Here is a 20,753-nt window from a genome sequence, read left to right as displayed (position 1 = left end):
TGGGATGCTTGCAGGGCCCTGGGCTCGTTCTGCGTTCGGGAACTCGCTCGGGCCAAGGTCGCTATAGGGTCAGTAATCGGAACAACGCGATTTTGTTGATCTCCGCCAGCGCGCATTTGAATTCGGTGTCGACCGAGTTGTGAATGCGCGTTTCGAACGCCGCGAGGATCTGATGCCGGTTGCTGCCTTTTACCGCCATGATGAAGGGAAACTTGAACTTGGCCTTGTAGGCGTCGTTCAGCTCGGTGAAGCGCTGGAACTCATCGCTCGAGCATTGGTGGATACCGGCGCCGGCCTGTTCATGGGTGCTGGCTTCGGTCAGTTGGCCCTGGACGGCGGCTTTGCCGGCCAGGTCCGGGTGAGCGTTGATCAGGGCCAGTTGGCTGGCGTGATCGGCGCTCAACAGGATGTCGCTCATGCGCTGGTGCAGGGTTTCGATCTGGTCGATCGAAGCGTCCTGGCCCAGGTCGAAGGCCTTCTCGGCTACCCATGGCGAGTGTTCGTAGATGTCGGCGAAGGCGGCGACAAATGCGTCGCGGCTCAGGGTCGAGGGTTTCAGCGTTTGAAAGGTGCTCATTTGGCAGCCCCTTGGTACGGGTGGGTTTGCTGCCAGTGGCGAGCGATGTCGACACGGCGGCTGAACCACACCTGTTCATGACTTTTAGCGTATTCGATAAAGCGCTTGAGCGAGGCCAGGCGCGCCGGGCGGCCGATCAGCCGGCAGTGCAGGCCGATCGACAACATCTTCGGTGCCTCGGCGCCTTCGGCATAAAGAACGTCAAACGCGTCCTTCAGGTATTCGAAGAAGTCGTCGCCCTTGTTGAAGCCCTGGACCTGGGTGAAGCGCATGTCGTTGGTGTCCAGGGTGTATGGAATCACCAGGTGTGGCTTGCCGGTCGGGTTGTTCGGTTCCCAGTAGGGCAGGTCGTCGTCGTAGGTGTCGCAGTCATAGAGGAAACCGCCTTCTTCCATCACCAGCCGACGGGTGTTCGGGCCGGTGCGGCCGGTGTACCAGCCCAGCGGGCGCTCGCCGGTGATTTCGGTGAGGATGCGGATCGCTTCGAGCATGTGCTCGCGTTCTTGCGCTTCGTCCATGTACTGGTAGTCGATCCAGCGATAGCCGTGGCTGCAGATTTCGTGGCCGGCCTCGACCATCGCGCGGATCACGTCCGGGTGACGCTGGGCGGCCATGGCCACGGCGAAGATGGTCAGCGGGATGTCGAATTCCTTGAACAGTTTCAGAATCCGCCAGACGCCGGCACGGCTGCCATACTCGTAAAGGGATTCCATGCTCATGTTGCGCTCGCCTTGCAGCGGCTGCGCCGAGACCATTTCCGAGAGGAAGGCTTCGGACTCTTTATCGCCGTGAAGGATATTGCGCTCGCCACCTTCCTCGTAGTTGAGCACGAAGGACAGGGCGATGCGGGCATTGCCCGGCCAGTGTGGGTGAGGAGGGTTACTGCCGTAACCGATCAGGTCGCGTGGGTAGTCAGCGCTCACTGCAGTCTTCCTTCTTGTTCGTGTCGACTTGTTCAAAGTCAGGGTGTGTGTGGCGGCCTGGCGATGAGAGGGCAGGCTGGCGTCACAGCGATGGAGTGATTGTATACAACTTTATATTCACTTTGTAAGCCTGATTTTTTGCATTTTTCACTGACTGCTCTCATTGGAGGGTACTGCAAGAAACCTGCCTGACTGGTCAGCTAATGGATAGAAGGTCCACTGATCTTATGGTTTGGCGCAAGATTCGCCTGCAAACCCTGAATGCCGTTGGTGGCAGTAAAAATGTCGTTTTTATTGTGTACAATTTTTTTGAAAAATGTCTTAATCAGTCGCTCGCCGCAACGTTTCGTGCTCCGGAACGGTGCGGTCTCCTTTACAACTGACTTCGGGAGGCGCGAGGTCTGACTGCTCCACGCAGGCAGGCGCGCAGAATCAATGGGACGTTTGACTACACACGTTTTGGACGCTGCACACGGTTGCCCGGGCAGTTCGATCAAGGTCGAGCTGTACCGCGTCGAAGGCTCGCAGCTGGAACTGGTCGCCACGGTGCTCACCAACAGCGACGGCCGGGTCGATGCGCCGTTGCTGCAAGGCGATGACTACCGTTCCGGGGTCTATCAGCTGCAATTTCATGCGGGCGATTACTACCGCGCCCGGGGCGTTCAGCTGCCTGAGCCTGCGTTCCTCGACGTGGTGGTGCTGCGGTTCGGCATCTCTGCCGAACAGGATCACTACCATGTGCCTTTGCTGATTTCGCCATATAGCTATTCCACGTATCGCGGCAGCTGATCCCCCAAGCAGCTGCCTCAACCTGGAAGCGACTGCGCATATAGCTTCTTTGGTCTTTCGCCCGCTCACACTGCGGGCTTTTTTTCGCCTGGTGGAAAGTCAAAAGATCGCAGCCTTCGGCAGCTCCACATGGAAACGCATTCCCCCTGTAGGAGCTGTCGAGTGCAACGAGGCTGCGATCTTTTGCCCTTAGCGGCTCAACAATGAGGCCGCGCCCGCACCGCTGAACAACCCGGCACTCACCCGGTTAAACCAGCTCTGCCCCTTGCCGCTACGCAGATACCGCGCCGCGCCATGAGCCCCCAGCCCATAAGCCAGCTTGCACAGCAGATCCAGCACGGTCCAGGTGGCAATCATCACCAGCAACTGCGGCAGGAACGGTTGTTCGGCACTCAAAAACTGCGGCAGGAACGCGGCAAAGAACAAAATGTCTTTCGGGTTGCTGGCGCCGAGCATGAACGCGCGCCCGAACAGTGCACGAAAGCGTGGCACCGGCGCAGCCTGGGGCACTTCGGCGCCCTGGGAGGGTTGGCGTGATTGCTGCCAGCTCTGCCAGGCGAGGTAGAACAGATACAGCGCGCCGACGATTTTCAGGGCGCTGAACAGCTGTTCCGACGCCAGCAGCAATGCACCCAAGCCGAGCGCCGAAGCGCTGAGCAGGCAGATCGAGGCAAACACGCCTCCGAGAAACGCCGGATAAGAACGGCGCAAACCGTAATTCAGACTGTTGCTGATCATCAGCAAAGACAGTGGCCCCGGTATCAGGATCACCACCAGCGCAGCGCCGCTGAACAGCAGCCAGGTTTCCAGACTCATCACTTTCCTCCCTATGCACAAAAGCCCCACCCGACGGGGTGAGGCTGGTTTGAAACGCGTACCGCGTGACGCTTACAAGAAGATGAACTTGGCGATGAAGATCGCGCAGAGCACCCACAGGCTCACCGAAATTTCCTTGTACTTACCGGTGCCGGCCTTCAGCGCCACGTAGGTGATGAAGCCCAGCGCGATGCCGTCGGCGACCGAGAAGGTCAGCGGCATCATGATCGCGGTGACGATCGCCGGAATGCTGTCGGTCGCTTCGTCCCATTCGATGTGCGCCATGCCGCCCATCATCAGCATCGCTACATAAATCAGCGCACCGGCGGTTGCATAAGCGGGGATCATGCCAGCCAGCGGGGCGAAAAACATTGCGGCAATAAATAGCACACCTACGGTCACGGCGGTAAGACCAGTCCGACCACCCGCCGCTACGCCAGCGGCACTTTCCACATAACTGGTGACCGGTGGAACACCCACCACGGCCCCGAAAACGCTGGAGGCACTGTCAGCTTTCATGGCGCGGGACAGGTTTTCGATCCGGCCGTCAGCGTTCACCAGGTTGGCGCGCTGGGCGACGCCCATCAAGGTGCCGGCGGTATCGAACATGTGCACAAAGAGGAAGGCCAGCACCACACTGATCATGCTGACGTTGAACACGCCGGCGATGTTCATGGCCATCCAGGTCGGTGCCAGGCTCGGCGGGGCAGACATGATGCCCTCGTAGTGCACCAGACCCAGACCCCAACCGGCGAGGGTCACGGTGATGATGCTGATGAGGATCGCGCCGAACACTTTGTGGTAGCTGAGTACGGCGATCATCAGGAAGCAGATGGCAGCCAGCAGCGGGCCGGGCTCGCGCAGGGAGCCGAGCTTGATCAGGGTGGCCGGGCTATCGACGACGATGCCTGCGGTTTTCAGGCCGATCAGCCCCAGAAACAGGCCCACACCCGCACCCATGGCAAAGCGCAGGCTCACCGGAATGCTATTGAGCAGCCATTCACGAATCCGGGAAAAGGTCAGGAACATGAACAACACACCGGACACGAACACCGCGCCGAGGGCGGTTTCCCAGTTGTAGCCCATGGTGCCGACCACGGTGTAGGTGAAGAACGCGTTCAGCCCCATGCCCGGCGCCAGGCCCACCGGCCAGTTGGCGTACAGGCCCATCAACAGGCAACCCAGCGCGGCGGCGATACAGGTGGCCACGAACGCGGCACCGTGATCGATCCCGGCGTCGGCCATGATGTTGGGGTTGACGAAGATGATGTAGGCCATGGTGATGAAGGTTGTCAGACCGGCGATCAGCTCGGTCTTCACCGTGGTGCCGTGCAAGCTGAGTTTGAAGATGCGCTCCAGCCAGCCATTGCGTAACGGCGGCGAGAGTTCCAGCGTCGAGGCTTCGGATTTGCGGCTTTCCACAGCGAGTACTCCTCAAGAGTTTTATTGTTATTTCCAGGGCCGGACCCATGAGGGTGGCAGCGACCCTTTGAGGTACTTGCGAATTTGTTGACCTGATGGTCAGGAACTCGCACGAAGCGAATTATGCTTTTGTATACAAATAAAGCAAATAATGTTTTTGATTTTGTAGACGAAAAAAATGGCAGGCGGGGCATATAGATATGAAATGTGATGTGTAGCGAGCTTTTTGTGGCGAGGGAGCTTGCTCCCGCTGGGGCGCGCAGCGGCCCGACTCAGGCGGTGGCAATTTTTCAGGCATACCGGCGTTATCGTTCTTTGCGACTGCTGCGCAGCCGAACGGGAGCAAGCTCCCTCGCCACAGTCAGGTGTCGTCCCGGTCAACTCTGGTTACTTCCCCCAATGCCAGATTCACCGCCAACCACCCATTCACCGCCGTTTCCCCAGCCTCGGCAAACACTCGCTCGAGCAATTTCACCTGCTCGCGCCGCAACGACTGCTCGAACCGCGCGCCTTCCACGGTCAGTTCCAGCAGCCGCTTACGCTTGTCGGTCTGGGACGCGACGCTGTTCACCAAATGCATTTCCACCAACTGCCGCAGCGGAATGTTCAGCGCCTGCTTGGTCACGCCGAGCAACGCCAGCAACTCCTTGACGCTCAGGTTCGGGTAGCGCGCGATGAAAAACACAATGCGCTGATGCACCCGGCTCAAGCCGCGACGCTCGAGCATTTCATCAGCCTTGGCGGTGAAGGCCTGATAGCCGAAGAAGAACGCTTCCATGGCTTGTTGCTGGGTGGTGGGGTTTTTAAGGTCAAGCATGTTGACGTATCCGCTCGGTCTGTCGTAATTTCGGTCAATCAGTTTGACTCATTTTCCTCAGGCCTCGCTACCGGTGACCCCCATGGCTTTTTCCGAACGTGTCTCGCGCCTTAAAAGTTCTTTGATCCGTGAAATCCTCGCCGCCGCCCAGCGCCCGGAAGTGATGTCGTTCGCTGGCGGCTTGCCGGCCGAAGCCATGCTGCCGAAAGTCGAGTGGGCGCAGATGCCGCTGTCCATGGGCCAATACGGGATGAGCGAAGGCGAGCCGGCGCTGCGTGAAGCGTTGGCGGCCGAAGCCCGGGCGTTGGGCGTGCCGTGTGAGGCGAGTCAGGTGTTGGTGGTCAGCGGTTCGCAACAAACCCTCGATCTGGCGGCCAAGCTTCACATCGACAAAGGCACCGAAATCTTGCTTGAAGCGCCGACCTACCTGGCGGCGTTGCAGATTTTTCAGCTGTTTGGCGCCGATTGCATCACTGTCCCACTGGAAGCCGATGGCCCGAACCTGGCGCAACTGCGCAGCCGTCTGGAACAACACAAGCCAGCGTTCATCTACCTGATTCCGACGTTTCAGAATCCGTCGGCGGTGCGCTACAGCGAAGCCAAGCGCGATGCGGTGGCAGCGTTGCTCGACGAATTCGCCGTGACCCTGATCGAAGACGAACCCTATCGCGAACTGACCTTCGATGGCGGCAGCGCCACACCGATCGTCAGCCGCTTGACCAAGGCCAGCTGGATCTACACCGGCACCGTGTCGAAAACCCTGCTGCCTGGCCTGCGGGTTGGTTATTTGATTGCCAGTCCGGACCTGTTCCCGCATTTGCTGCGGCTCAAGCAATCGGCCGATCTGCACACCAACCGCATCGGGCAGTGGCAAGCGCTGCAATGGATCGGTACTGAAAAATACCAGCAGCACTTGGGCGAGTTGCGGGACTTCTACCGGGTTCGTCGGGATGCGTTCCAGTCGGCACTTGAAAGGCATTTTTCCGATCTGGCGGATTGGAACGTGCCGCAGGGTGGGCTGTTTTTCTGGCTGATGCTCAAGCAGCCGCTGGATACCCGCACGCTGCTCAAAGCGGCGCTGGCAGCAGAGGTGGCGTTCATGCCGGGCGAACCGTTTTTCCCCGAGCCGGATAACAACCCCGGCCATCTGCGGCTGAATTTCAGCCACATTGACCCGGCACGGCTGGACGAAGGGCTCAAGCGATTGGCATCGGTGGTGCGTCAGGCCCAGGCGGCGCAAGCGGCCTGAGGCTGTTGGTGGAGGAGGGTGTAGAAATGAATAAACCGGTCATTGGACCGGTTTATTTTTGTTCGGGTTTTGCGGTGTTTATACCGGCGCCACAGAAGCGTCAGACCGCAGCAAACCGCTTATCCAGATAATCAATGATCACCTTGGACTCATACATCCAGGTGGTCTGGCCATTCTCTTCGATGCGCAGGCACGGCACCTTGATCTTACCGCCTTGCTCCAGCAGGGCCTGGCGATCCTTTTCGTTGTTCTTGGCATCGCGCAAGGCCACCGGAACGTTCAGGCGACGCAGGGTGCGACGGGTTTTCACGCAGAACGGGCAGGCGTGGAACTGATACAGCGTCAGGTCCTTGGCGGCCGCTTCGACCTGGGCCTGAGCGGCGGCGGGGCGCTGCTTCTTGCCAGGACGGGTAATGAAGTCGATGAAGATGATCAGTTGGCCGAGGCCGACACGAAGCGCTTTTACGAACACGGTATAAGTCTCTCAGGGCAAACAGAAGGCGCGCAGCTTACCTGATTTTTCGCAGGCGAAAAAAAACCGGCGATCAGTGCCGGTTTTCTTCGTGCTGCGAATTACTTGATCAGGCTGAGAAACTCGCTGCGGGTGGCGGCGTTTTCGCGGAACTCACCGAGCATCACCGAGGTGATCATCGTCGAATTCTGTTTCTCCACACCGCGCATCATCATGCACATGTGCTTGGCCTCGATCACCACCGCCACGCCCAGGGCGCCGGTGACTTGCTGGACCGCATCGGCGATCTGGCGGCTGAGGTTTTCCTGGATCTGCAGGCGGCGGGCGTACATATCGACGATCCGCGCGACTTTCGACAGTCCCAGTACCTTGCCGCTCGGAATATAGGCAACGTGCGCCTTGCCGATGAACGGCAGCAGGTGATGCTCGCACAACGAGTAGAGCTCGATGTCCTTGACCAGCACCATCTCGCTGTTGTCGGAGCTGAACAAGGCACCGTTGGTGACCTCTTCCAGCGTCTGTTCATAACCGCGGCAGAGGTACTGCATGGCTTTGGCGGCACGTTTTGGCGTGTCGAGCAGGCCCTCGCGGGACACGTCCTCGCCCAATTGGCCGAGAATCGCGGTGTAATTCTGTTCCAGGGACATGAAACTACCTGTGGGATTTTACGCAAAGGGCAAGGGTACGGTGGCAAACACGGCGCTGCAAGCGTGAAGCGACAGCTTTACTCGTCGCGACCTTCCATCATGGTTCGTTTAAGCATCACGTAAACCGCTCCTGCGCCGCCGTGTTTCGGCTGGCACGAGGTGAAGCCGAGCACCTGTGGATGCTGACGTAGCCAGGTGTTGACGTGACTCTTGATCATCGGCCGCTTGCCGTCCAGACGCACGGCTTTGCCGTGGGTGACGCGCACGCAGCGGATTTCGAATTTAGTTGCTTCGGCCAGAAACGCCCAGAGGGTTTCACGGGCCTTTTCCACGTTCATGCCATGCAGGTCAAGGCTGCCTTCGAACGGAATCTGTCCGATCTTGAGCTTGCGCATCTGGCTTTCCTGAACACCGTCACGCGCCCACATCAGCTCGTCTTCCGGGCCGACATCAATCACAAACTGATCGGACAGCCCGTCAACGGTGGTCGCATCGGTGCGCACAGTGGCGGCCTGGCGCAGCTTGGCGATTTGCGCGCGGTCGGCCTTGGGTTTGCCGGTTTCGGCGCGATCGTGCTTGATCGGCTTGACGCCTTGGATCGCGCTTTTGAACAGGGAAAAATCGTCGTCTTGCATGTCAGCCTCCGCGAAGGGGGGCAGTTTACCCAAGTCGGAGCGCTATCCATAACAATTGAGGCCCGTCAAAACGCCGGGCCTTTGATTCAGTCGTGTTTTTTCATCAGGTGCGGGGCTATGTTCAGCTCTCGCGACTGGCGCGAACGGCGACGGCAGCGGCGCCATAGCAACACGCCGAGGTACAGCACAAACACGCCCACCGCCAGAATGATCGACGAGCCCAGCGGGCTGGCATTCAACTCGCCCAACGCCGGTGGCCGCCCCAGTAGGCTGGCCGCGCCGGCCATCGCCAGCAATACACCGCACATCGCCAGCAGGGCAGCGAACGCTGCGCCGAAGCGAAATCGCCAATTGCGTTGGCCCTTGGGCCGCAAACGGCGTGCATCAAAACCATCGGATAACTTCATTCCGACCTTCCTCAATGGGTATCGGCCCTTCGACCGGGAGTTGACCGGGATGTTCCTGAGGCTAGGGCAATTACGGCAAATGAGAGGCTTTTGCGGATGAGCGGCGGTATGGGCCGCTCATCGACGGTCGATCAGATCAGATCGCGGGTCAGGGCGAGGGTGGCGAAGTTGTCCGCCATGATCGCCATTTCGGTCTGCTGAACGTGTTCGGCGCTGAGGATCCCGCCCTTGCAAGGCAAATCCCGCGTCGCGCAGGCGTCTTCCACCAGGGTGCAGCGAAAGCCCAGGTTCTTCGCCGCACGCACGGTGGTGCTGACGCTGGAGTGACTCATGAAACCGCAAACGATCAGGTCGAGCGAGCCCAGTTGTTGCAGGCGATCGTACAGTTCGGTGCCGTGAAACGCGCTTGGCAGCAATTTGCCGATGACGGTTTCGTCGCCCTGTGGCTCCAGGCCCGGGATGAACTCACCGCGTTCGCCCTGGGGATCGAACAGCCCACCGACGGTGCCGAGGTGACGCACATGTACGATTGGCCGACCGGCTGCACGGGCAGCGGCCAGCAGGTGTTTGATGTTCGCGACGGCAGCATCCATGCCGCTCAGGGCCAGCGGACCACTGAGGTATTCTTTCTGGGCATCGATGATGACTAGGGTCGCATGACCCAGATTGGCCGCTGCATAACCACGGCCGCTGAGTTGAAACATCGTTTTTGGAACGGACATTCTGGGGCTCCTTCGGGTGGGGCTTTTGCGGCATTGTCCTCTGGCTGAGCGCTTCTGTGAATCGCTTCCATCGCAGGCACCGCCGTTGCTGGCTCGCAGCCTTGTCAAGATACTCGTTCTGTTCAATAGCTGGCTGGAAAAATAGAAGAGTCCTACATCTGATCCGGTGTTTTTCCTGCGTCGTCGCGGCGCCTTTTGGCTGTTAGAATCGTCAGTCGTTTTTTCTGGAGTTTACCCCGTGATCACTTCCCGACTTCGTACCCTGCGTGACCATATCCGTTGGGCCGTCAGCCGCTTCCATGGGGAGGATCTGTTTTTCGGCCATGGGACCGACAACGCCTGGGACGAAGCCCGTCAACTGGTATTGGGTGCGCTCCACTTGCCGTGGGAAATCGCCGACAGCTATCTGGACTGCCGTCTGGAGGACGATGAGCTGGTCAATCTGCAACGCTTGCTCAAGCGCCGCATCGAAGAACGCATTCCGACCGCTTACCTGCTGGGCGAAGCCTGGTTCTGCGGCTTGTCGTTCATTGTCGACGAACGCGTGCTGATCCCGCGTTCGCCGATTGGTGAGCTGATCGAAAAACGCTTCGAGCCGTGGCTGGGTGCCGAACCTGCGCGCATTCTCGACTTGTGCACCGGTTCCGGTTGCATCGGTATCGCCTGTGCCTATGAGTTCCAGAACGCCGAAGTGGTTTTGGCCGACCTGTCGTTCGAAGCACTGGAAGTGGCTAACCAGAACATCGAGCGCCACGGTGTCGACGAGCGCGTGTTCACCGTTCAGGGCGATGGTTTCGATGGTTTGCCAGGGCAACGTTTCGACCTGATCGTGTCGAACCCGCCTTACGTCGATGCGGAAGATTTCGCCGACATGCCGGACGAATATCAACACGAACCCGAGCTGGGCCTGGCCTGTGGCGACGACGGTTTGAACCTGGTACGACGCATGCTCGCCGAAGCGGCGGATCATCTGACCGAGAAAGGTTTGTTGATCGTCGAGGTGGGTAACAGCCAGGTTCACGTCGAGGCGTTGTACCCGGAAGTCGATTTCGCCTGGCTGGAGTTCGAGCGCGGTGGGCATGGGGTGTTCATGTTGACAGCGGAGCAGTGCCGCGATCATCAGGCGCTGTTCGCTTCTCGCGTCTGACCCCGAATATTGTGGTGAGTGAGCAAGCTCCCTCACCACAATTGGGTTTTATGTCGGTTACCGATGCGTGGCAATCCAGATCAACAACCCCGCCTGAAACACCGCAAACGCCACCAGACACGTAATGGTAAAGCGCAGCCCGGCGTCTTCACGCTTGTACTTGCTGACCTTTTCTTCGTGTTTCTTCAGTTTGACTTCCTGTTCCGCCAGGTTCTGCTCGGCTTGCTGGAGCATCTGCGCGGCTTCGAGGATTTCCACCTGTTGCAGCTTTTCGCTGTTCCAGTCGCCCAGCAAATCACCGATCTGCACCTCTTTGACGCTGCCCTTCAAATGCTGGGCATCGGCGTAGGCCACATCAAAACCGTGCACCCGCAGAAAGTGGTCGCGGCGCAGGCGCGTGTCTTCGTTCAACGCGTCCTTGTTGTTCAGGTCGGTGCCGTCGACGGTGTAGGCGGGCCATCGTTTCTTCGCCCAAGTGATGCCTTGAGCCGCCATATAGCGCCCGATGCCACGGTTCATCGGCTCTATCTGCAAGCCGCTATCTGGAGCGAAATGCACGCGTTTGGCGGTGTGATCGACCCACACATCCAGATGATTCTGTTCTTTGCGTACCCGTTGGCCTGGCAGCTTGATGGCCATGCGCAGCAGGCTGTGCTCCTTGCTGTTGCGTTCGGCGTAACCGAATTCGACAAAGCGCAGCGGTCGGCCGCCGGTGTTACGGTCGGTTTGCAACGGCGCCAGGCGGAGCATTTTGTGGTGCTCGACGTGGACGTCCGCCCACGGCAGCTCGACCGCTGGCGGTGTGTCTTTTTCAGCGGTGGAGTCGGGTGAAGTCTGGGTATCAGTCATAACGGCGAGATCCTGTCCAAGCTCTGTTGCCGTCAGTCATAGCGCTGGCGACAAAGGCTTATCGGCCGTTTTTTTCAGGACTGGAGCTTAACTGGGGCGAAGTCCGTCAATAAATCCGAGGATTCGTGCGCCGAGTTCCGCCGCCAGGGGCAATTGCGGATCTTTATAGGAGGCCAATTGCCGCTTCACGTCGTTGGGCACGATGCGCATGACGTGGTTCATGCCTTCGATCAGTGCCAGTTCGGCGTCCGGTTTGGCGGCTTTGAGCGCCCTGGCGTCACCCACGCCGACCTGGATGTCGTTGCTGCCCTGAATGATCAGTGCCGGCATCTTCAGTTTGGCAAAGGCTGCCGCCGGGTCCTGGCGGAACAGCGAAATCAGGTACGGCTGCACGCTGGGGCGGAAAATCACCTGCAACTGCGGCGGCACGTTGTCGTCAGTGTGGCCAGCCTTGAGGCTGTCGAGCAGTTCATTGCTGCGCAGCATCAAGGCTGGCGGCAGGCGATTGCTCAACTGCTGGCGCAGCACTTGATCGATCGGCCGCGCGCTGCCGGACAGGGAAATCACCGCCGCAGCGTCGACGCTTGGCGCCGCCAGGCTGGCAATCAACGCACCTTCGCTGTGGCCCAGCAAAATCAGTTTGCCCAGACGCGGGTCGGCCTTGAGCTTCTGCCCCCAGGCCACGGCATCGGCCACATAGGCTTCCACCGACAGATTGCGTTCATCCGGTGTGGCCGCAAGGCTCGCCGCCACGCCGCGTTTGTCGTAACGCACACTGGCGATGTTGTGTTTGGCCAGCACCCAGGCCAGCCGTTTGAGGCTGTCGTTGCGCCCGCCGTCGGGGTTGTTTCCGTCACGATCCGTAGGACCGGAGCCGGAAATGATCAGGACAACCGGTACCGGCGTGTCGGACTTGGGCAGCAACAGCGAGCCGAAAAGCTCGCCACTGCCGGTGTCCAGGGTAATCGGGCGTTGCAGGACGGAGGCCTGTACAAAACCGGTAAACAGGGTAAGGCTCAAGGCTAGAACTCGCAGCATCATCACGCCATCATCAACAAGGTGCCGGTTGGACTCGCAGGCACCCATAAGGTTCGAGGATGAACTACTTGGGTAGCCTGCGTATACTGGCGCGCATTACGTATTTTAGGTTCGATTTCACGGAGCGTCCTGCATGTCCGGCAATACCTACGGCAAGCTGTTCACTGTCACCACCGCGGGCGAAAGCCATGGTCCGGCGTTGGTCGCCATTGTCGATGGCTGCCCGCCGGGCCTGGAGATCTCCCTTGAGGACCTGCAGCGCGACCTGGACCGCCGCAAGCCCGGCACCAGCCGCCACACCACCCAGCGCCAGGAAGCCGACGAAGTCGAGATCCTTTCCGGCGTGTTCGAAGGCCGCACCACCGGTTGCGCCATCGGCCTGTTGATCCGCAACACCGACCAGAAGTCCAAGGACTACTCGGCGATCAAGGATCTGTTCCGTCCGGCCCACGCCGACTACACCTACCATCACAAATACGGTGAGCGCGATTACCGCGGCGGCGGTCGCAGCTCGGCCCGTGAAACCGCCATGCGCGTAGCCGCCGGCGCGATTGCCAAGAAATACCTGGCCACCCAGGGCATCGTCATTCGTGGCTACATGAGCCAGCTCGGCCCGATCGAAATCCCGTTCAAGACCTGGGATTCGGTGGAAGAGAACGCTTTCTTCAGCCCCGACCCGGACAAAGTGCCGGAGCTGGAAGCCTATATGGACCAGTTGCGTCGGGACCAGGATTCGGTCGGCGCGAAGATCACCGTGGTCGCCGAAGGCGTGATGCCGGGCCTCGGCGAGCCGATCTTCGACCGCCTCGACGCCGAACTGGCCCATGCGCTGATGAGCATCAACGCGGTCAAGGGCGTGGAAATCGGCGCCGGTTTTGCCAGCATCGCCCAGCGCGGCACTGAACACCGCGATGAAATGACCCCGGAAGGTTTCCTCAGCAACAACGCCGGCGGCATTCTCGGTGGCATTTCGTCGGGCCAGCCGATCGTTGCGCACCTGGCGCTCAAGCCTACATCGAGCATCACCACGCCGGGCCGTTCCATCGATATCCATGGCAACCCGGTGGAGGTCGTCACCAAGGGCCGTCACGACCCGTGCGTCGGCATCCGCGCCACGCCAATCGCCGAAGCGATGATGGCCATCGTGCTGATGGACCACTTGCTGCGTCACCGCGGGCAGAACGCCGATGTGCGCGTGAGCACTCCGGTGTTGGGGCAGCTTTAATGGCTGATCTGAAAGCCGCTACAGTCTGATGACGGTGGCGGCGCTCCCGTACTGGCGGCTTTCCAGCTTCTACCTGTTCTATTTCGCCTTGCTCGGTTCGACAGCGCCGTTTCTGGCGCTGTACTTCGATCATCTGGGCTTCAGCGCCGCGCGCATTGGCGAACTGGTGGCGATCCCGATGCTGATGCGCTGCGTGGCGCCGAATATCTGGGGCTGGCTCGGTGACTACACCGGGCGGCGGCTGGCCATCGTGCGTTTCGGCGCCGCCTGCACCTTGCTGACCTTCTCACTGATTTTCGTCAGCAAAAGCTACGCCTGGCTGGCGATGGTCATGGCCTTGCACGCGTTTTTCTGGCACGCGGTGTTGCCGCAGTTCGAGGTCATCACCCTGGCTCATTTGCGGGGGCAGACCTCGCGCTACAGTCAGATCCGCCTGTGGGGTTCCATCGGTTTCATCATCACCGTGGTGGCGCTGGGCCGATTGTTCGAATGGCTCAGCCTCGACATTTACCCGGTGGCGCTGGTGCTGATCATGGCCGGGATCGTCGTCAGCAGCTTGTGGGTGCCCAACGCACAACCGGTTCAGGGTGAACGGTTGACGGGGGACGGATTCCTCCAGCAATTGCGCAGCCCCGGGGTGTTGGCGTTTTACGCGTGTGTGGCGTTGATGCAGATGAGCCACGGGCCGTATTACACCTTTCTGACCTTGCACCTTGAGCGACTCGGTTACAGTCGCGGGCTGATCGGCATGCTCTGGGCGGTCGGCGTGGTCGCCGAAGTCTTGATGTTTCTGTTCATGAGCAAGATTCTCGCGCGCTTCTCGGTGCGTCGGGTGCTGCTGGCGAGCTTCCTGCTGGCGGCTTTGCGTTGGTTGTTGCTCGGCTCGTTTGCCGAGTTCCTTTGGGTGTTGTTGTTCGCCCAGGTGCTGCACGCCGCCACCTTCGGCAGCTTTCACGCCGCTGCCATCCAGTTCGTGCAACGTAGCTTCGGCGCGCGCCAGCAAGGCCAGGGTCAGGCGCTGTATGCCGCGCTGGCCGGCACCGGCGGCGCACTGGGGGCGTTGTATTCCGGCTACAGCTGGAATGCCCTCGGCGCCACATTGACCTTTAGTATTGCCAGCCTCGCAGCCTTTGCCGCTGCCGTTATCATTGCCACACGTATGCAAGAGGACAGGCCATGAGCCTTACCCGTGAACACCTCGCCCAGGAAATCATCGACGCCGGGCGTTTTCTGTATGGCCGCGGCTGGTCGCCGGCCACCAGCAGCAATTACTCGACCCGCCTGTCGCCGACCGAAGCCTTGCTGACCGTGTCCGGCAAGCACAAGGGCCAACTGGGCCCGGACGATGTGCTGGCTACCGACTTGTCAGGCAACAGCCTGGAGCCAGGCAAGAAGCCGTCCGCCGAAACCCTGTTGCACACCCAGCTCTATAGCTGGCGTCCGGAGATCGGCGCGGTGCTGCACACCCATTCGGTGAACGCCACGGTGCTGTCGCGCCTGACGCCGGAAGATTTCATCGAGTTCGAAGACTACGAACTGCAAAAGGCCTTCAGCGGCGTGTCGACCCACGAGTCCCGGGTGCGCGTGCCGATTTTCGACAACGACCAGGACATTGCGCGGCTGGCCGCCAAGGTGCAGCCTTGGCTCGACGCCCACCCTGATTGCGTCGGCTACCTGATTCGCGGTCATGGCCTCTACACGTGGGGCGCGCGCATGAGCGACGCACTGCGGCAGATCGAGGCTTTTGAATTTTTGTTCGAGTGCGAGTTGAAGACGCGCTCGCTCTTTAACCGTAATGCATGAACTGTTAAGGAGTTGCCCTGATGAGCAGCCTGTCCGTTTACCACGTCTCAAGCCCTGACATTCCGAACAAGGTGCTGACCCACTTTGAAGACATCGCCTCGACCCTGGCCGAGCAGGGCGTGCGTTTCGACCGTTGGCAAGCCGCAGCGAAAATCCAGCCTGGCGCCAGCCAGGAAGAAGTGATCGCCGCGTACCAGGAGCAAATCGACAAGCTGATGACCGAGCGCGGTTACATCACCGTCGACGTGGTCAGCCTGAACAGCGATCACCCGCAAAAAGCCGAGTTGCGTGCCAAGTTCCTCGATGAACACCGCCATGGCGAAGACGAAGTGCGATTTTTCGTCGCTGGCCGTGGCTTGTTCACCCTGCACATCGACGATTACGTGTATGCCGTGCTCTGCGAGAAGAACGACCTGATCTCGGTGCCAGCCGGCACAAAGCACTGGTTCGACATGGGTGAAAACCCGCATTTCGTCGCAATCCGCCTGTTCAACAACCCCGAAGGCTGGGTGGCCAACTTCACCGGCGATGACATCGCCAGCCACTTCCCGTGTCTTGAGGACTGAACCGATGCCGATCAAAGCGATTCTCACCGACATCGAAGGCACCACCAGCGCGGTGAGTTTTGTGTTCGACGTGTTGTTTCCGTACGCGGCTAAACACCTGCCGGACTTCGTTCGCGAAAATGCCGAACGTGCTGACGTCGCCGAACAGCTCGCGGCTGTGCGGCGTGACAGCGGTGAACCGCAAGCAGACGTTGAGCGGGTTATCGAAATCCTCTTGGGCTGGATCGCCGAAGACCGCAAAGCCACGCCGCTCAAAGCGTTGCAAGGCATGGTCTGGGAGCAGGGGTATCAGGCCGGGCAGTTGAAAGGCCATGTTTACCCGGACGCCGTTGAAGCGCTGAAACGCTGGCATCAGGAGGGCTATCAACTGTTTGTTTATTCCTCGGGTTCGATTCAGGCGCAAAAACTGATTTTCGGTTGTTCGGAGGCGGGGGATCTGTCGCCACTGTTCAGTGGCTATTTCGACACCACTTCAGGGCCCAAGCGCGAAGCGCAGTCCTACCAGCGCATCACCCAGGCGATGGGTGTCGAGGCTTCGCAGATTCTGTTTCTGTCCGACATCGTTCAGGAACTGGACGCGGCGCGCACGGCCGGCATGGCAACCTGTGGCCTGGCTCGTGAGGGCGGGGAATTGGCAGGGCATGTGACGGTGGACAGTTTTGCGCGGATCAGTCCGTCTGTCTTTTAAACATCAGCCGTAGAAACAACTCAGGCCGTGAAGCGAAAGCTCTCACGGCCTGATCGTTTATAGCGTTGTTACGGGTTACGCCGAGTGATAGGTCGGCAGTGCGAACCGTTGCTGGCTTTGCAGCATGGAAATCTGCGGCAGTTCGCTGGCCTGTTCGGCGACGTCACGGCGAATCGCGCTGATGACCCATGACAGCTGATCGCCGGCATGCAATTGCTGGTAGGAAATCGAACGTTTGAAGACTTTACCGTCGTGGCTGCGCAGGGTCAGCAGAATGCCGCCATCCGGCCGGGGCTGGGTGGTCACTTCGAAGTTGGAGAACAGCGACGAAAATTTTTCCTGGATCAGGCTCATGTCTATCAGCTCCATTTTGTGCTTGAAGGGCAACATGGAGGGGTAGTTGCAGTGATTGTGCCAGCACCTATATTTTTAAAATTTCATATAAATCAGTAAGTTATATTTTTATGATTTTTTGGCTTTCGTGCAATTTGCATGAATGGCCATCGTGCATCCTGCATTTTGCGAGATCGTCGACAACTGGACGGAACCAATCGCAACGGCGGAGTTCCGCTTTGCGAAGGCTTCGGCCGTGGATACAAAACATTGCAAAAACCGCGTGTACAGCTCAAGAAGCCCTGACGTATTTTCGGCCTCAATCAACGCCACCCGACAATAAGAAGATCGAACGGGAGCAACCATGAGCCGCACGCTGCACGACACGATTACCTGGGGCATGATGCTCCGCAAGCTGCCTTCCATTGCCAAAGCCATCCCCCGCGTGGTGAAGGGCATGAAAGTCGCCAACGTCAAGGATCCGACCCAACCGTGTGGTCTCGGCTGGAGCTTCGAGCAGGCGACGTTGCGCAATCCCGATGGCCCGGCATTGCTGCAGGGCGACGTGATACTCACTTATGCACAGGTCAATCAGTGGGCCAACCGCATCGCCCATCACCTGATTGCCCAAGGCATCGGCAAGGGCGATGTGGTCGCGGTCTTTATCGAGAACCGTGTGGAACTGCTGGTGACGATATTGGCGGTGGCCAAGGTCGGTGCGATCAGCGCCTTGCTGAATACCTCTCAGACCCGCGATACCCTGGCTCATAGCCTGAACCTGGTGGCGCCTGTAGCGATCGTAGTTGGAGAAGAGCTGGTTCCGGCCTTCAATGCGGTCCGCGAGCGGGTGGTCATCGATGCGGCGCGCACCTGGTTTGTCGCCGATCAAGACACTTACCACGATCCGGGCAAAACACCCGATGGCTTCATTAATCTGATGACGGCCAGCTGCTACGCGCCCAGTGACAATCCCGTCAGCAGCCGGCAGGTTTTTTTCGACGACCCTTGTTTCTATATCTACACCTCGGGCACCACCGGGTTGCCCAAGGCCGGGGTGTTCAAGCACGGCCGCTGGATGCGCAGCTCCGCCAGCTTCGGGCTGATCGCCCTGGACATGCAGCCGCAGGACGTCGTCTATTGCACCTTGCCGCTGTACCACGCCACCGGGCTCTGCGTGTGCTGGGGCTCGGCGATCAGCGGGGCGTCGGGGTTTGCCATCCGCCGAAAATTCAGCGCCAGCCAGTTCTGGAGCGACGTGCGCAAATACCGGGCGACCACCCTCGGGTACGTCGGCGAATTGTGTCGCTACCTGGTGGATCAACCGCGTAGCGTCGACGACAGTCGGCACAGCGTGACGAAGATGATCGGCAATGGTCTGCGCCCCGGCGCGTGGAGCGAGTTCAAGACGCGGTTTGCCGTCGACCACATCTGCGAGCTGTACGCCGCCAGCGATGGCAATATCGGCTTCACCAACATCCTCAACTTCGACAACACCATTGGCTTTTCCCTGATGTCCTGGGAGCTGGTGGCGTACGACCACGACAGCGGCGCCCCCACGCGGGATGCCAAGGGGTTCATGCGCAAAGTGGCCAAGGGCGAGCAGGGGCTGTTGTTGGCGAGGATCGACGATAAGGCGCCTCTGGACGGCTACACCGATCCGCAGAAGACCGCAAAAGTGGTGCTCCACGATGTGTTCGTGAAGGGCGACCGCTACTTCAATACCGGTGACCTGCTGCGCAACATCGGTTTCGGTCACGCGCAGTTTGTCGATCGCCTGGGCGACACCTACCGCTGGAAGGGCGAAAACGTCTCCACCACCGAGGTCGAGAACATCCTATTGCAACACCCGCACATCGCCGAAGCCGTGGCCTATGGCGTGGAAATTCACAACACCAATGGGCGGGCAGGGATGGCGGCCATCACCCCGGCCGAATCCCTGGCGACCCTGGATTTCAGTGAGTTGCTGGCGTTCGCCAGGCAACAAATGCCGGCCTATGCGGTGCCACTGTTCCTGCGGGTGAAAGTGAAAATGGAAACCACCGGGACCTTCAAGTACCAGAAGACCCGGCTCAAGGACGAAGCCTTCGATCCGAGCAAAACCGGCGATGACCCGATTTATGCCTGGCTGCCGGGCACCGAAACCTACGTGCGAGTCACCGAGCAGGTGCTGGCGGATATTTACGGAGGCAGGCATCGCTATTGAAAGGGTCGCTATTGAATATCGCTATGACCGTCCATGAGAAAAAACAAGTGACAGGTTCCGGGCTGCTCGGGAAACTATCGGCTTTCCGATTGACCGAATGTGGAGTCCCCAATGTCAGACAAAAGCCGCCAGATGACCCCCGAAGAGGCAGCTGAATTTGCCGAACAGGTGTTCAACAAAGCGCGCGATGGTGATGCGGTGATGCTGGACCGGTTGATCAGCTCCGGATTGCCGGTGAATCTGCGTAACAGCAAGGGCGATACCTTGCTGATGCTCGCCAGTTACTACGGGCATGTAGAGGCGGTGCAGGTGCTGCTCAAGCACAAGGCCGATCCCGAGTTGCGCAACGGCAACGGTCAGAGTCCGATTGCCGGTGCAGCATTCAAGGGCAACCTGGCGGTGGTCAAGGCGTTGGTTGAGGGGGGCGCTGAAGTGGAAGGTTCGTCCTTCGACGGACGCACTGCGTTGATGATGGCGGCGATGTTCAACCGCGTCGAAATCATCGACTACCTGATCAGCAAAGGCGCCGATCCAGCGGCCAAGGACGCCAACGGTGTGTCTGCGCTGGACGCGGCCAAGACCATGGGCGCGGCGGATACCACGGCTCAGCTGCAAAAACTCCTGGCCTGACCTCTGTAGTGTCGCGGGGCTTTTGTGGCGAGGGAGCTCTGTGGCGAGGGGGCTTGCCCCCGTTGGGCCGCGAAGCGGCCCCCTTCGGTATCTCATTCAAACCCAGTTCTCTGGTTTTACGACTGCTTCGCAGCCGAACGGGGGCAAGCCCCCTCGCCACAGGTTCCTGCCAGGTCCCGCAATCCGTTTCCGAATGCGTTATCCTTCGCGCCCTCAAAATTCCCTCGCTACAGGATCCACCTCATGAAAGCCGCACTCGTCGAACTCATCAGCAAAATCAGCTCCGGGTGCATGGGCGAGGACGAAATCCTGAAAATCGCTGACGAAGCGGCTCAGGCCTACGCCGATCCCGAGGCTTTTCTGGCGGCCAATCCAGACGTCAACTACGACGACACCTTTCCGATCCCGTTGGGCGAGTGGGTTGTCGTCGGCAGTCTGCCAGAAACCGTGTTGTTCCAGGCCGACACCTACATGGACCTGTTCGCGCAGATCGTCGCCTCGTTCGGCCCCGGCGTTGAGTTCAACATCAAGCCCAAGCAACTGGCCAAAACCGAAGCTCTCACGGCACTCAATCGCATTCAGGTGCAGATGAGCAGCCTGAACAAGGAAAACGGTGGCTACACCTTGATGAATTTCAGCCAGTTGCTCGACGACGAACTGCAAGTGGTGCTGGTCTATGGCAACGACGTGCCACGGGTGCTGGAGTTGTGCGCCGAAGTCGGCATCGCCGCCGCGCCCTCCCTGGAAGCCCTGAAAGTGGCCATCCACGTCTGAAACCATCTACAACGGTAATAA

The 20,753-nt window shown here is 59.6% G+C and carries 24 protein-coding genes; 11 read left to right on the top strand and 13 right to left on the bottom strand.

Going from position 1 to position 20,753, the window contains the following annotated elements; translation table 11 throughout:
• Nucleotides 1–61: 61 nt before the first annotated feature.
• Both uraD and puuE read right to left on the bottom strand, forming a co-directional pair.
• A complete protein-coding gene (gene uraD, locus AC1RL4_RS08140) occupies nucleotides 62–577 on the bottom strand; it encodes a 2-oxo-4-hydroxy-4-carboxy-5-ureidoimidazoline decarboxylase (RefSeq protein ID WP_204125033.1) in 516 nt (171 codons plus the stop codon).
• Nucleotides 574–1,500 carry an allantoinase PuuE gene (gene puuE, locus AC1RL4_RS08135; protein ID WP_007940832.1) on the bottom strand — a complete coding sequence of 309 codons (927 nt, stop codon included), beginning with the start codon at nucleotides 1,498–1,500 and terminating at the stop codon, nucleotides 574–576. Before puuE ends, uraD begins: the two co-directional genes overlap by 4 nt.
• 435 nt (nucleotides 1,501–1,935) lie before the next feature.
• On the opposite strand from puuE, the gene uraH reads away from it, so the two are divergent.
• On the top strand, nucleotides 1,936–2,289 hold the full coding sequence (uraH, locus tag AC1RL4_RS08130; RefSeq protein ID WP_019579699.1) for a hydroxyisourate hydrolase: 354 nt from the start codon (nucleotides 1,936–1,938) through the stop codon (nucleotides 2,287–2,289).
• A gap of 189 nt (nucleotides 2,290–2,478) precedes the next feature.
• On the opposite strand, the gene AC1RL4_RS08125 is transcribed toward uraH, so the two are convergent.
• The 3 genes from AC1RL4_RS08125 to AC1RL4_RS08115 all read right to left on the bottom strand — a co-directional run bounded on the left by AC1RL4_RS08125 (nucleotide 2,479) and on the right by AC1RL4_RS08115 (nucleotide 5,344).
• Entirely contained in the window at nucleotides 2,479–3,105 is a 627-nt protein-coding gene (locus AC1RL4_RS08125) for a LysE family translocator (protein WP_019579700.1), read from the bottom strand.
• 72 nt (nucleotides 3,106–3,177) lie between these two features.
• Entirely contained in the window at nucleotides 3,178–4,527 is a 1,350-nt protein-coding gene (locus AC1RL4_RS08120) for an NCS2 family permease (protein WP_019648216.1), read from the bottom strand.
• A gap of 361 nt (nucleotides 4,528–4,888) precedes the next feature.
• The gene (locus tag AC1RL4_RS08115; RefSeq protein WP_019648217.1) at nucleotides 4,889–5,344 is read right to left on the bottom strand and encodes a MarR family winged helix-turn-helix transcriptional regulator; all 456 of its coding nucleotides are present in this window, start codon (nucleotides 5,342–5,344) and stop codon (nucleotides 4,889–4,891) included.
• Nucleotides 5,345–5,426: 82 nt separating this feature from the next.
• On the opposite strand from AC1RL4_RS08115, the gene AC1RL4_RS08110 reads away from it, so the two are divergent.
• Nucleotides 5,427–6,593, top strand: a complete 1,167-nt coding sequence (locus AC1RL4_RS08110) for an aminotransferase-like domain-containing protein (protein WP_230174216.1) — start codon at nucleotides 5,427–5,429, stop codon at nucleotides 6,591–6,593.
• A gap of 100 nt (nucleotides 6,594–6,693) precedes the next feature.
• Here AC1RL4_RS08110 and AC1RL4_RS08105 read toward each other — a convergent pair whose 3' ends face one another.
• The 5 genes from AC1RL4_RS08105 to AC1RL4_RS08085 form a co-directional block, all read right to left on the bottom strand.
• The gene (locus tag AC1RL4_RS08105) at nucleotides 6,694–7,065 is read right to left on the bottom strand and encodes a glutathione S-transferase N-terminal domain-containing protein (protein ID WP_019579703.1); all 372 of its coding nucleotides are present in this window, start codon (nucleotides 7,063–7,065) and stop codon (nucleotides 6,694–6,696) included.
• 101 nt (nucleotides 7,066–7,166) lie between these two features.
• Nucleotides 7,167–7,712 carry a GTP cyclohydrolase I FolE gene (gene folE, locus AC1RL4_RS08100; RefSeq protein WP_007988130.1) on the bottom strand — a complete coding sequence of 182 codons (546 nt, stop codon included), beginning with the start codon at nucleotides 7,710–7,712 and terminating at the stop codon, nucleotides 7,167–7,169.
• 77 nt (nucleotides 7,713–7,789) lie between these two features.
• Nucleotides 7,790–8,347 (bottom strand): Smr/MutS family protein, encoded by a 558-nt coding sequence (locus AC1RL4_RS08095; RefSeq protein WP_008005647.1) that lies wholly within the window; start codon nucleotides 8,345–8,347, stop codon nucleotides 7,790–7,792.
• 86 nt (nucleotides 8,348–8,433) lie between these two features.
• Nucleotides 8,434–8,754: a hypothetical protein gene (locus AC1RL4_RS08090; RefSeq protein WP_019579704.1), complete on the bottom strand. Its 321-nt coding sequence runs from the start codon at nucleotides 8,752–8,754 to the stop codon at nucleotides 8,434–8,436.
• 131 nt (nucleotides 8,755–8,885) lie between these two features.
• Nucleotides 8,886–9,476 (bottom strand): cysteine hydrolase family protein, encoded by a 591-nt coding sequence (locus tag AC1RL4_RS08085; protein WP_007940817.1) that lies wholly within the window; start codon nucleotides 9,474–9,476, stop codon nucleotides 8,886–8,888.
• A gap of 238 nt (nucleotides 9,477–9,714) precedes the next feature.
• Between AC1RL4_RS08085 and prmB the strand changes: the two genes are divergently transcribed.
• The gene (prmB, locus tag AC1RL4_RS08080; protein ID WP_028941057.1) at nucleotides 9,715–10,623 is read left to right on the top strand and encodes a 50S ribosomal protein L3 N(5)-glutamine methyltransferase; all 909 of its coding nucleotides are present in this window, start codon (nucleotides 9,715–9,717) and stop codon (nucleotides 10,621–10,623) included.
• 57 nt (nucleotides 10,624–10,680) lie between these two features.
• Here prmB and AC1RL4_RS08075 read toward each other — a convergent pair whose 3' ends face one another.
• Together AC1RL4_RS08075 and AC1RL4_RS08070 are read right to left on the bottom strand one after the other, a co-directional pair.
• Nucleotides 10,681–11,472: a hypothetical protein gene (locus tag AC1RL4_RS08075; protein WP_096479798.1), complete on the bottom strand. Its 792-nt coding sequence runs from the start codon at nucleotides 11,470–11,472 to the stop codon at nucleotides 10,681–10,683.
• A gap of 87 nt (nucleotides 11,473–11,559) precedes the next feature.
• Nucleotides 11,560–12,558, bottom strand: a complete 999-nt coding sequence (locus AC1RL4_RS08070; protein WP_019579707.1) for an alpha/beta hydrolase — start codon at nucleotides 12,556–12,558, stop codon at nucleotides 11,560–11,562.
• Between the two features lie 85 nt (nucleotides 12,559–12,643).
• Here AC1RL4_RS08070 and aroC point away from each other — a divergent pair, with 85 nt between their 5' ends.
• Genes aroC through mtnC form a run of 5 tightly spaced genes read left to right on the top strand, consistent with a single transcriptional unit; the run spans nucleotide 12,644 to nucleotide 16,792 of the window.
• Nucleotides 12,644–13,735 carry a chorismate synthase gene (gene aroC, locus AC1RL4_RS08065; protein WP_007940813.1) on the top strand — a complete coding sequence of 364 codons (1,092 nt, stop codon included), beginning with the start codon at nucleotides 12,644–12,646 and terminating at the stop codon, nucleotides 13,733–13,735.
• A 28-nt stretch (nucleotides 13,736–13,763) separates the two neighbouring features.
• Nucleotides 13,764–14,915, top strand: coding sequence for an MFS transporter (locus tag AC1RL4_RS08060; protein WP_019579709.1), 1,152 nt, complete (start codon nucleotides 13,764–13,766; stop codon nucleotides 14,913–14,915).
• Nucleotides 14,912–15,538: a methylthioribulose 1-phosphate dehydratase gene (locus tag AC1RL4_RS08055; RefSeq protein ID WP_019579710.1), complete on the top strand. Its 627-nt coding sequence runs from the start codon at nucleotides 14,912–14,914 to the stop codon at nucleotides 15,536–15,538. Before AC1RL4_RS08060 ends, AC1RL4_RS08055 begins: the two co-directional genes overlap by 4 nt.
• A 20-nt stretch (nucleotides 15,539–15,558) precedes the next feature.
• Entirely contained in the window at nucleotides 15,559–16,104 is a 546-nt protein-coding gene (locus tag AC1RL4_RS08050; protein WP_018925203.1) for a 1,2-dihydroxy-3-keto-5-methylthiopentene dioxygenase, read from the top strand.
• Nucleotides 16,105–16,108: 4 nt separating this feature from the next.
• Complete coding sequence (gene mtnC, locus AC1RL4_RS08045) at nucleotides 16,109–16,792, top strand: acireductone synthase (protein WP_230174214.1); 684 nt, start codon at nucleotides 16,109–16,111, stop codon at nucleotides 16,790–16,792.
• A 75-nt stretch (nucleotides 16,793–16,867) separates the two neighbouring features.
• On the opposite strand, the gene AC1RL4_RS08040 is transcribed toward mtnC, so the two are convergent.
• A complete protein-coding gene (locus AC1RL4_RS08040; protein WP_018925205.1) occupies nucleotides 16,868–17,146 on the bottom strand; it encodes a DUF3509 domain-containing protein in 279 nt (92 codons plus the stop codon).
• A 343-nt stretch (nucleotides 17,147–17,489) separates the two neighbouring features.
• On the opposite strand from AC1RL4_RS08040, the gene AC1RL4_RS08035 reads away from it, so the two are divergent.
• The 3 genes from AC1RL4_RS08035 to AC1RL4_RS08025 all read left to right on the top strand — a co-directional run bounded on the left by AC1RL4_RS08035 (nucleotide 17,490) and on the right by AC1RL4_RS08025 (nucleotide 20,732).
• Entirely contained in the window at nucleotides 17,490–19,328 is a 1,839-nt protein-coding gene (locus AC1RL4_RS08035) for a long-chain-acyl-CoA synthetase (protein ID WP_230174212.1), read from the top strand.
• Between the two features lie 111 nt (nucleotides 19,329–19,439).
• A complete protein-coding gene (locus AC1RL4_RS08030; protein ID WP_028941063.1) occupies nucleotides 19,440–19,958 on the top strand; it encodes an ankyrin repeat domain-containing protein in 519 nt (172 codons plus the stop codon).
• Nucleotides 19,959–20,201: 243 nt separating this feature from the next.
• Complete coding sequence (locus AC1RL4_RS08025; protein ID WP_230174210.1) at nucleotides 20,202–20,732, top strand: hypothetical protein; 531 nt, start codon at nucleotides 20,202–20,204, stop codon at nucleotides 20,730–20,732.
• The last annotated feature ends 21 nt before the right edge of the window (nucleotides 20,733–20,753 follow it).

The organism is Pseudomonas sp. GW822-FHT07A10 (genome assembly GCF_058798795.1).
This window is presented reverse-complemented; position numbering and strand designations above follow the sequence as displayed.